We start from the raw sequence: 10,846 nt of genomic DNA on the forward strand, positions 1-10,846 counted from the left end.
TTTTGTGGCGATCGCTTCCATGACACTGCATCAAGGACGACCGCCTGACCCCTCCTCGACTGTTCAATAACTTTCAAAGCTGTAGCCCTTATTCCGTATAGCTTAGAGCTTTTCTTAGTGCCATTCGGTTAACGATGATTGTAGGTTGGGTTGAACGAAGTGAAACCCAACAAATCCCAGAAAATGTTGGGTTTCGTTCCTCAACCCAACCTACACAATTTATTTTTTGGGCTTAACCCAAGCGTATTGTGCTATATTATTCAATAATTCCAATCAATATTTGCATTAAAACATCTAAATCATCAGGCACACGATACAAAGTAATGTCTTGAGTAATATGAAGAGGCTGTTGTTCTAATAAACCAAAACGCCAAGTATCACCTACTGTGACTGCACCATAAAGAATATCTTGTTCTTCTGCTATTGCCAAAGCGATTAACTCTGCTGATAGTTGAGTAAAACCTCTTGACAAATCGTCGTTTTTAGCCTCAACTACCAGAAAATTTTTACCTCTTTCATTTGTGTTCATATTTCGCAGTAAATAATCTAAATTACCTTTGAGTTGAGAACTTACCTGGAGAGGATATTCTAAACGCATTTGACACTTACAAAAACGCGCTAGTTCCGAAAGTACTGGTGCTACCATAATTTCTCGACGTGCAGTTTCGCTCGATAAAGTTACTAGTGGTAACAACTCCTCGATTTGCTGACGTAATTCAGGTAAACGTTGTGGTACACGTTGAGAAGAAGGTAAAGTCATACGCGCACGTGAAAAGCTATAACCCAATTCAGCTAAAATATCTTCTGTTTCATAAGGTAACTCGAAGTAAGAAGGAAAAGTGTAACTTTGTCCTTCTTGCAAAATTTTTGGTTTAGACATAATAAATCCGACATACAGCTAATAAAAAAGCGTTCTAACGTTCCACACAGTGAAGCCAACTTAGCTTAATTATAAGTATATAGATTCGTTTTAAAGGCGCTCTTTCATGCCCAGGGCTATTTCGTTCTAAACATAAACCGCCCAGAACTAAAGTTCACAGGCTTTTAGCTTAAGTCCACTAAAGTGGACTAAAAGCCTTTCTTAGTCGTCTTTAGACGACTTTTGCTATTAGCCTCAGAATTTATTCTGAGGCGGACTAGATGAGAATGAAATAGCCCTGCTTTCATGCCTATGTTGTTTCTAACAAATAAATCGGCAGCATCCCAAATGTGTAAAAATACAATTTGTCATTGCGTTCGCCCTTGGCGTTCCCGCAGGGTACGTAACGCAGTGGAGCAAAGCAATCGCAAAGTAGAGATGTTGCGATTGCTACCCTTCGGGAACGTCAAGGGCGAACATTTCGCTTCTCTTACGAGACGCTACCGCGTTAAGCGAAGCTATGCCGTTGGCGGAGCCTCTCGAAGAGAAGGCTTTACGCTTCATTCGCAATGACAACTAATGATGTTGGTAAATTTGCAAAATTGGGATGTTCCCAATAAATCATCCGTTACAATTGACATTCTCGACTGAGTACCAAGCCTCCATCAGCAAGTCGATAAACCCCTTGTGGTTCAACTATGCGATCGCCTTTTTTCCAAGTCCGCGATGTCTTGTCATTGACACTTCGCACCTCACCAGTCGAATAGATTGAAATTAATTCATCTCCCGGACTATTACGTAAACCACCAGAACCCGTGATGAAGAATGTACCCTCTTGTTTGGGACTGCGTGAAATGCAACTATTAGCAATCAGTGTATTGGTATCGATGACATTTGGTGATAATGCAGTGAAGCTGTTTTGAATGGAAGTGGTATCGGGGGCGTTAATATTTGTTATACCTGAAACGCCTAATTCGGAACTTGCAGTAATATCGCTTTTTTCGGTTGTCTTTGGACGCGACTCGATACCGAAGATCCCTTGGGAGTTGATTTGGACATTTCCACCTGTGCCAGTGTATGCGTTGGCCATGATGTCGCTGTTTTCTTCAGGGATGGCGACGATAAATTTAGAGTTGATGTTGATATTACCGCTATCGCCACCAGCTTGGCTTCTACCTGCGGTGGTTGAAATTAAACCCCCACGGCGCAAAAGTAATAAATCAGCGATATCGAGGTTTATGTCACCACCATTACCCGCATTTGTTAAAGAAGCGATTCCGCTACCTTTTCCACTAATTTCCAGAACATTAGCATTAATTCTAATATCTCCAGCGTCACCCGTACCTATGCTGCCGGAAACAATTTCAGCATTATCACGTATAATTAGGTGATTAGCAGTAATATCTATATCACCACCTTTACCATTACCCGTTTCCGAAACTGATGATGTTAGACCAGTTAATAACTCACTGTCTGAACCAGTCAGGATAATCTTATCAGCTTGTACTGTTAAATTACCCGCGTTTCCATTTCCGAAAGTTCCTGATGATATCTGTGATTTTTCTTGTACATTTAATAGTTGAGTTTTGATGCTGATATTGCCTGCATTACCTTTAGCTTCAGAGTTAACCTGAGTCGCGATCTTACTACTTCGGCGTAAATCAATTTGCTCGGCATTAATCGTAATATTTCCTGCATTACCTTGATTTAATGTGCCGGCAGCAATTACTCCGCCATTGCTGAGGTTTAAGCGTCCTGTTGTAACATCAATATTGCCCCCAGAACCAATTCCTCCCGTTTGCAGTTCAGCAAATAAACCTGATGGCTCAAGTGAACCATCTAATCGTTCTATACCAACCCCAGTAATATCAATAGAATCAGTGGCATCAACCACCAAATTACCCCCTTGTCCTCGCCCCTCTACTACTGAGCTTGAGATGTTTCCACCGTTACTCAACCGCAATCGTTCTGTATAAATTGTTATCGTGCCACCTCGCACATCTGCATTACTTTTATACACGTCCGAATGTAAGTAAGTCATCTTTGGTGGAGTGAACCCATCCAATTCTACATCTTTGGCGCGGATAGTAATATTCCCGGCATTACCACTACTAATAATGGACGCAGTGCTTATATTTCCTCCTTGAGTTAGGGAGAGTCGAGGCGTTTCTAGCGTTACATTGCCACTATTTCCCGTTGCCATGTAAGCGCTATTTGATATGCGACCTTCGCCGCTAATCTCTACGTATTCACTAGCTTTAATAAAAATGTTAGCTGCATTTGCATTTGTATTGGTAATGCTCGAGATACCACCGTTATCTTTGAGATTGAGTCGCTGGGTTTCAATGATGATATCCCCTCCTATTACTCGATTTTGACTTGCAAGTGGTACACCATAAAATAATGTTAAAATACCACCTTGAGTCACCTCAACCGCATTCCGAGCCTGAATGGAAATAGAACCGACACTTCCACTACCAGATGCAAATGCTCTCACTCCTGATAAATTATTTTGAATTCGCAAAGTGCCTGTTTCAATCCGCAGGTTGCCTGTTGAACCAGAGCCATCGCTGGATAAGTGTAAAAAGCCTTCATCAGTGATATTAACAGCATCTGTTGCTCGCACAGTTAAGCTTCCTGCATTGCCTGCACCATCAGTGTCAACAAAGATCGAACCACCATTGATGTTAACCGACTCTGTAACATTGAAGGTGAGGTTCCCTCCATTACCTTGACCATTGCTAAATGTGGAGATACCACTATTTAGTATGGAGATACCACTATTTTCTGCTCCGGTAATTGTGATTTTTCCGGCATTGATAGTAACATCACCACCCGCACCTGTAGCGTTTGCCGTGCTGGCGGAATAAATGTTACTGCTGTTAGCGAGAGTTACTACATCGCGGGCTTGAATTTGAATATCACCACCCTTCGCCGCACCAGATGTACGGCTTTTAACGATAGAACCATTGTCTAAATTAAATTGAGTCGCATCAACAATAATTGAGCCGCCATTCAAACTATATATATACGAACGGTTTCCGTTTAGCCCAATTTTTCCACCAAATAGCTCAATTGCACTATTTCCACCTGTAGCGAAAATGCTTCCATTCGTTAAGTTGATGGCTGCCCGTCCGAAATTTTCTGGGAACTTAAAACCCAATGAGGAGCCATTGACATTCAGCCCAACGGTTGTATCTCCCCCGACAGATCCCAATTTCACTTGTCCATTTTCAGTAAACAAAAAACTACCATCCAAGGCAATTTCACCGCCCATAAGTGCTAAGGTGCTGCCAGTACCAACACCCAAACCACCAACAGCATTTCCCTGAGAATTCCGAATCACTGCTTGGCTAGTAATACTTCCTGGTTGCGAACCAAACTGCAAGCCAATTGGTACATTGATAGCCAACAACGGCGGTGCTTGGGGATTTGTAGCGCTAAACTCTACGCCATTGGCAAAGACTAAGCTATTTGCTGTTGTCCCCAAAAAAGAACCCTGTATATCTAACTGGGCATTTTTCCCAAACACAATGCCATTAGGATTTAGCAAAAACAAATTCGCATTACCCGATACCCCCAAAGTCCCGAAAATATTCGATGAGTTACCACCAGTAACGCGAGAAAAGATATTTGTTATCCCCTCTGGATTGGCGAAATAAACGCCTCGACCAACACCGACGTTAAAATCTTGAAAACTGTGAAATAGGTTAATGCCACGAGCCGCACCGCCCCCGATGCGGTCATTATCTTTATCAATAGGAACGACTTGCGATCGCTCTATCCCAAGAGTATTATCAGGAGTTAACTGAGCAAAACTAGGGTGAATAGAAACTGCGATCGCTCCTACACACCCTAGCAATTCCGCTATACCAAACCGCAAAATTTTCACCACTTCTATTCTCCCCACTACCTCTATATTTTTTCGCTTATAATTCTCTGGATATCTTCGATGCGTTGTTTGATGATTTTGATATCGACTTCGCTTCCTGTGGTCATTTCAGACTGTGCGAGTTCTTGAATTAAACTTGCTCCAGTTTCACCCAATTTACCATTATTGGTTGCTTTCAATGCTTCTTCAAATGCTTCATACCACAGTTCATTTTCAGCATAATAATTTACGCTTTCTGGGATGCTAGCAAATCGGTTTTTAGCTAGTGATTGAGGATTGATGACGGTAAATTCTGCATTGCTAACAATTGGACGCGCTTCGCAGTCAATTGCAATTTGCCAGAAATATGTTTTACCTACAGTTAGTTCAGGATAATCAAGAGAAAGTTTTAGTTTGTTGATTCCGATTGTTGTTGGTATTTCTTTAACTTTGCCGATTTGTTTAACGGTTGTCGCTGAATCGAATTCAAAAATTCTCAATCGCACGGTTTGAGAACTTGACATATACCAAGCAAGCATTGGACGTGTGGAAGCGGTTTTACCGATAAATGTTTGAGGTGCAAGCTGCATTATAGGGATACCGCTACTCGAACATCCACGCGAACCACCGGCACGGGAATATCCACTGGCAGGTTTGCGATCGCGTGGTTTAAACTCAGCATAGGCGGGGACTGCGCTAATTAAAAAAACCACTCCCACAACTAAACTTGTAAGTCTGCGGCTGTTTTGCCAAAATCCAAAATATTGATGATTCATGGTAAATGCTGATAATTCTATGGTTATCTACTAAAATCTTGACTTATCGGTACTGAGGAAGAAATTATGAATAAGATTTGCTTGGGATTATGAATCCCCAGTCCCCAATTAAAAATCTAAAATTCCTTCGTAGGTTTCCAACTAAGTTCGCATACTGTCCCACGAGGGGAAAGCGATTCCCGTCGAAACTCTCCTCCTAATTGTCTGGCGAGTAGTTTAGAATGTTTTGTACCTTTATTTTCCAGCTTTGATTGAATCCCAGAACCGTTATCTTTGACGCACAACTTATATTGACTTGCACCATAAACACCCGTTGCTTGAACACACTTTACTCCTTGGGCATGTTTGCCAACATTACACAAAGCTTCTTCCAAAAAGAGACAAATTTTCCGTTTTTGTTCCCTACTTAAATACTTATCATCAATTGGATCAAAATTGCGAATTTTAACTTTTAATGTTTTAAAATATTCAAAATCATTCCGATCTAATGTACTTGAATAAACTTCATATAACAAATCATGAAGCGGTCGGTTCAATTCGATAATCAATCCGCTTCCTAAACGCAAGCTCTCTTCTGGGGTTAATGTTTCGAGTTTGAGAAATTCGCCAATTTCCCGAATTTCTCGATCGAGCTTTTCAAATTGTCCAAGCAGTTGTTCATAGGGTACATCTTTAGCACGCATGTGCTTTAATCCATAGGCGAGGGTTTGTAGGGGGCCATTATGAATTACGGTAAAAGTGTGTTGAATTGTGTTTTGACGTTCGTTAATTTGCGATCGCAAGAATTTATCGTGTTGGTAAAATGCAAAAGCACTCAAGCCAACCCCATTCACAGCTAATACGATCAAACTAGGTGCTACAGGAATCCATATACCCCACAACCACAGCATCACATAGCCGTAGCTAAACAGACAAACTCCGGCTAGACCAACACTGAATAGATTTTTCCAGACAGATTGGGTAAGTCGTCCGATAATAATCGGCAGAAAACCCCAAATCACTATCCATGTGTATTCTCCCATATCTCCCCAACTGTGCAACATTGGGCGACCATCGATTACAGTACTGAGAATTTGACTGATGACGTGAGCATGATAGTCAACACCGTAAATTTGACCCTTTAATTCTAATGTTGGCAAAGCAGATGTATAAAAAATATCACCGCCGCTGAGATTTCGGTTGCCAACTAATACAATGCGATCGCCCAACAATTTTGCATAAACGTTCTGATTTTTCTGATTGAGAATATCGCGCAGTGATAGAACATGAAAAGGCTGATAATTATTGCGGTAATTAATTAAAATTGACAATCCCCCATCCCCATGATTAATATCTACATATCCACCAAAATTATGGGTAATTCGGTGCAATTCAGTTCCCTGAATCATGATTGTATTCGGGTCATTTCTCCCCGTTTCCAACTCCATTCCTTTTTTTTTGAAGTATCTAGTAACTAACTGTAGTGCTAGAGAATATTTATCTTCTTTATCATTATTTGGGTTCGTTGTATATAACAAATAGCGTCGATTTTTGCTATCTGCATCATTAAATAAATCAACAAATCCAATTTGTTCAGGTGGCAAACTTCGGGGTGGAGGAATCTGTGCTGGTGGTAAGATTTTTTCAATACTAATAATATTAGTATTTTCCCGCCATACCTTAGCGAGTTGTTCGCCACCAGGTTCAACGTGAACATTTTTGAATATATCCAGCCCAATTGCTAGCGGTTTATAGGTTTCCAGCTTGGTGAGTAACTCTGCAATCTTCCCATCTGGAACCGGATATTGCTTAACCCATTCAATATCTTTTTCGTCGATCCCCACAATGACTACACGCTCATCGAGTTTTTCTGCGGGACGCAGACGTAACATGGTATCGAGGAACATCCATTCCAAAGATTGCATTCCTCCAACCATACGTATCAAGATCACCAACACCAACACTAGTATTCCCGGACGTGCAGCAAGAGACCATAACCCAATTTCTTGGTAAATGTGATTCCAGATTCTCTTTCTCATCTAGTTTTTTCTGGATTAATTTTCCCCGTTCGGATTAACGCTCTCCAGAGTCATAAAAGAGTACTAATCGATTAAACCTTCTTCACGGGAACGAACTTCAGTTTGGATTCGCATATTCTTACCACCTTGCTTGCAGTCTTCAGGATATACCCCCAAAACATCCTGAATCTTCGTCCAGTAAGTCCGCACTGCTCGTTCTGATTTATACATTCTCTCAGCGATCGCCTTATCTGTCAAACTCTCTTCAAAAGCCAACCGCAACACCTCCAACCATTCCGGTTTGAGTTCAATCCCCGTTTTGATGTCTTTCGTGTGAGTTGCACCGTGAAGTGCCAAATTAACCCGCATTAGCATTTCCGATTCGGGTAATCCTTTGTCTGCGATCGCAAACCCACCTTGATGATTATCTATCTCGTGTTTAATCCGAATTAACGCCTTCACATAACTAGTTTGCACCATGAAATTCTGATGGGGATATTCTTTAAGCAAATTTTGCAACAGCTTAATTCCGGTATCAATTTCTGCTATCTTCTTTTGCTGATCGGGAATTGATAAATCCATCACAATTAGGTCAAACTGATGAAATTGGAGTTGATAAAGTGTCTCTTCTCCAGTCTGAGCTTTAATAATAGCAGCTTCGGGATACTCTCGACTTAATACATCGAGAGTACCAGTCAAAATTAATTGATGGTCATCGACAACAAGAATACCCAGTTTTTTTTCCACTAGTAAATGTCCCCAAGCTTTATCTTCTTCCAAACTTACTCCTACCGTATTTTTATTTATGTTTATTTAAACTAAAAATTTCTTTAAGCTTTACAAAAAATCCTGTACTCTACGATGTTTACCCTGAGATTCATATCTTGCACTTTTTATCCTTAACTCTACTCGTTGAAGTATGCACCTATTTTAACATTTTTGAGGGGTCTAAGTCCCTCGCTTCTAACAAGCAACAAGTTTTGCGGTGGGGTTAAAATCCCCAAACGCTCTCTACGAGACGCTGCGCGTAGCTTGCTTCTCTGTAAGAGTACGCGGACTCGCTAACGCAAAACAAAATTTACGAATTACGAATTACGAATTACGAATTATTTTAATTGGAGATCAATTTTCAAGCTATGCACAAAAGTGCAAATCTAGACAGCAAGTCTAAACTCAAACGGCAAGAGACTTCCAGAAAATAAAATATCCAGATAATTCAAATGATAATCAGCTGTACAGTTGAGGTCAGCGACAAACGTTGTAAAGACGCATGGATTAGCGCGTTCGCTGATTATCAATCCACCCAGGCTCAGAAAATCGCCCTAGTTGCCTCCAACGAGCAAGCTACAGCCCAAGCCGAACTCGACCACTACATCGCCGACCAATCATCAGGCTGCATGGTTTAAGACCCCCACTCAACGGTAGTTCAGTGGCTCCAAATCATCCAGGTTAGTTACTTAATCTCATATTATACAATTAAGCTGCGTAACAGTTTAGGCTTTAGCTTTTGCCTCTGGTGACTCTGCCCCTAAACAGGTATCTACTACCTCCAAAGATTTCTTATTTAACTTCTTCATCCCAGATACCTACCTTCTCAAATTCTCCATAAGCCTGCTTCAGAAAGTTTACTACTCTCTGTCTTCCTATAATCCCAAATTCTTTATTCTCTCTTGCCTCAGCAAAGGTCATTCTATTTTGGTCTATTATGTTTCTTTCTTTATATGCTAGCTTCGGAAAATCTATAACAATAATTTTATATTTTTTGATTAGTTTCTGTATATTCATATCTAAATCTACATGCTCCCAATCATCACACAGCCCTAAATTGCGTACCAAAATATGAGGCATTTTCTCCCCGTAGCTATTCACTGACTGTCCAAACAAATTAAGGCTATCATATCCTCCTGTAGAGACAAACCATTTGCAAAAAGTTACTCCCTCGGAATTCCCTAGTTCAATTAACTGATTTCTTTCTATCCAGTCAAAGACTGCTCTATGTGATTGTGCTGCCAAATTCACAACTACTGGCTTACTTGTTGCCATCTCAAATATTCTATCTGCCTTATCAGCCTGCCGTTCATTCTCGCTAAACACCGCATACTGACATATTCCCTTATAGACTCCTGCCACATCTGGATTTGACCTATCTGTTTCTACTGGTACAAACGGGATTTTCTTATCCAGAAAGTACTGAATCATTGTCCTAGTTACTAGAGACTTTCCTACTCCACCCTTTTCACCATCTACCAAATGAATCGTCGGCATAACACCTACCCCTAATACTGATTAAACTCACTCGATATATCTGAACTAGGCTTAGAAGTTTTTGGCGTTTGTCGCCTAGTAGTTTTAGCAGTTTTCTGAAAGTCCTTACCCCCATCTGACAATGATTGCTTCTCTTGTGACTCCTCTGTTGATTGACCTAAATCTTTTAGAGCGTATTGAGAGTCCTCAGTTACTCCTATAACTGCTGGTGTTCCCGATGATTTTGTTGTAGTCTGACTCGAATCTTCAAAAGATAAAACTTGTTTTGGTTTAGCCCTTTGCTGACGAGAACGCTTTTCTTTTTCAATCTCAGTTAAGTATTGCTTAAGTGTCGCTGCTGAAACTTTTATTTCTTGCTTCTCTAGTAGCTCCGATAGGTCTTGATAACTATAGCCCTTTTTCAGCGCTGATTGAAGTTGTTCACGCAGAAAGTAAATACTCTCTCGCAGGGATAATTCTTCTTTAACCTTCTCTTCTAGCTTCTCTAATTCTCCCAGCGTGGTTTGGAGTTTATCAATTGGAATCTTCTGTCCTGGGGTTGTGCGTACCATTTCTGATGATGACTGAACTGAAAATTTCATTAATCCTATCACCACATGTTCTTGTGTGGGTAATAATCACACACACATTAATGAAACCAAGCTCTCATACCATTTCACGAAATGCTTGATAGAAATAGTCTCTAATTCTTTCCCCCTGCTCGATAACGATATAACACTGCTTCGACAAACAATTGATTAGGGACTTCCAGAAAATAAATTATCCAATTTACTCAGATAATATTTTTCTTTCTCCCCCTGCCCCCAGCTAATAGCCCCCCTGCCTACACCGCGATAGGATATTTTTTTAGTTGGAAGTCCCTTATCTGTTTTCCGTGGCTTCCATATAGCCCTAGTAAAAATCACCGACGAAAGGGCGAGGGCAACGGGAGTATTTACTGGCGCACCATTACTACTGGAGTTTAGACTAAGCTATGGAAAATGACCCAGCAGGGCTGAGTTAATCAGAGACTTAACAAAATTATGAATAATCTTTAGTATTAAACCGCAACTGATGGTTCTTTACGTGGTGATGTTAG

At 40.7% G+C, this 10,846-nt stretch carries 8 protein-coding genes; 1 reads left to right on the forward strand and 7 read right to left on the reverse strand.

Annotated features, from left to right (window positions below; genetic code table 11):
- Positions 1-256: 256 nt before the first annotated feature.
- From LC653_RS41815 to LC653_RS41835, 5 genes are all read right to left on the reverse strand, one after another.
- Positions 257-880 carry a hypothetical protein gene (locus LC653_RS41815; RefSeq protein ID WP_229501179.1) on the reverse strand — a complete coding sequence of 208 codons (624 nt, stop codon included), beginning with the start codon at positions 878-880 and terminating at the stop codon, positions 257-259.
- Between the two features lie 607 nt (positions 881-1,487).
- The gene (locus LC653_RS41820) at positions 1,488-4,751 is read right to left on the reverse strand and encodes a two-partner secretion domain-containing protein (protein WP_443689871.1); all 3,264 of its coding nucleotides are present in this window, start codon (positions 4,749-4,751) and stop codon (positions 1,488-1,490) included.
- Positions 4,752-4,774: 23 nt separating this feature from the next.
- Positions 4,775-5,506: a DUF928 domain-containing protein gene (locus LC653_RS41825; protein WP_229501181.1), complete on the reverse strand. Its 732-nt coding sequence runs from the start codon at positions 5,504-5,506 to the stop codon at positions 4,775-4,777.
- 116 nt (positions 5,507-5,622) lie between these two features.
- Positions 5,623-7,524, reverse strand: a complete 1,902-nt coding sequence (locus LC653_RS41830) for a sensor histidine kinase (RefSeq protein ID WP_229501182.1) — start codon at positions 7,522-7,524, stop codon at positions 5,623-5,625.
- A gap of 63 nt (positions 7,525-7,587) precedes the next feature.
- Positions 7,588-8,283 (reverse strand): response regulator transcription factor, encoded by a 696-nt coding sequence (locus LC653_RS41835; RefSeq protein ID WP_229501183.1) that lies wholly within the window; start codon positions 8,281-8,283, stop codon positions 7,588-7,590.
- 440 nt (positions 8,284-8,723) lie between these two features.
- Here LC653_RS41835 and LC653_RS41840 point away from each other — a divergent pair, with 440 nt between their 5' ends.
- On the forward strand, positions 8,724-8,909 hold the full coding sequence (locus tag LC653_RS41840; protein ID WP_229501184.1) for a hypothetical protein: 186 nt from the start codon (positions 8,724-8,726) through the stop codon (positions 8,907-8,909).
- 154 nt (positions 8,910-9,063) lie between these two features.
- Here LC653_RS41840 and LC653_RS41845 read toward each other — a convergent pair whose 3' ends face one another.
- Both LC653_RS41845 and LC653_RS41850 read right to left on the reverse strand, forming a co-directional pair.
- Positions 9,064-9,768 carry a P-loop NTPase family protein gene (locus LC653_RS41845; protein ID WP_229501185.1) on the reverse strand — a complete coding sequence of 235 codons (705 nt, stop codon included), beginning with the start codon at positions 9,766-9,768 and terminating at the stop codon, positions 9,064-9,066.
- An 11-nt stretch (positions 9,769-9,779) separates the two neighbouring features.
- Positions 9,780-10,349 carry a hypothetical protein gene (locus LC653_RS41850; protein ID WP_229501186.1) on the reverse strand — a complete coding sequence of 190 codons (570 nt, stop codon included), beginning with the start codon at positions 10,347-10,349 and terminating at the stop codon, positions 9,780-9,782.
- Positions 10,350-10,846 lie beyond the last annotated feature (497 nt).

It is taken from the genome of Nostoc mirabile CHAB5784 (genome assembly GCF_020829645.1).
GTDB classification, from domain to species: domain Bacteria; phylum Cyanobacteriota; class Cyanobacteriia; order Cyanobacteriales; family Nostocaceae; genus Nostoc; species Nostoc mirabile.

Coding starts and splice junctions, on each gene's coding strand:
- LC653_RS41830 (WP_229501182.1), bottom strand. CDS start 7,524: ATGAGAAAGAGAATCTGGAATCACATTTACCAAGAAATTGGGTTATGG.
- LC653_RS41825 (WP_229501181.1), bottom strand. CDS start 5,506: ATGAATCATCAATATTTTGGATTTTGGCAAAACAGCCGCAGACTTACA.
- LC653_RS41845 (WP_229501185.1), bottom strand. CDS start 9,768: ATGCCGACGATTCATTTGGTAGATGGTGAAAAGGGTGGAGTAGGAAAG.
- LC653_RS41815 (WP_229501179.1), bottom strand. CDS start 880: ATGTCTAAACCAAAAATTTTGCAAGAAGGACAAAGTTACACTTTTCCT.
- LC653_RS41850 (WP_229501186.1), bottom strand. CDS start 10,349: ATGAAATTTTCAGTTCAGTCATCATCAGAAATGGTACGCACAACCCCA.
- LC653_RS41840 (WP_229501184.1), top strand. CDS start 8,724: ATGATAATCAGCTGTACAGTTGAGGTCAGCGACAAACGTTGTAAAGAC.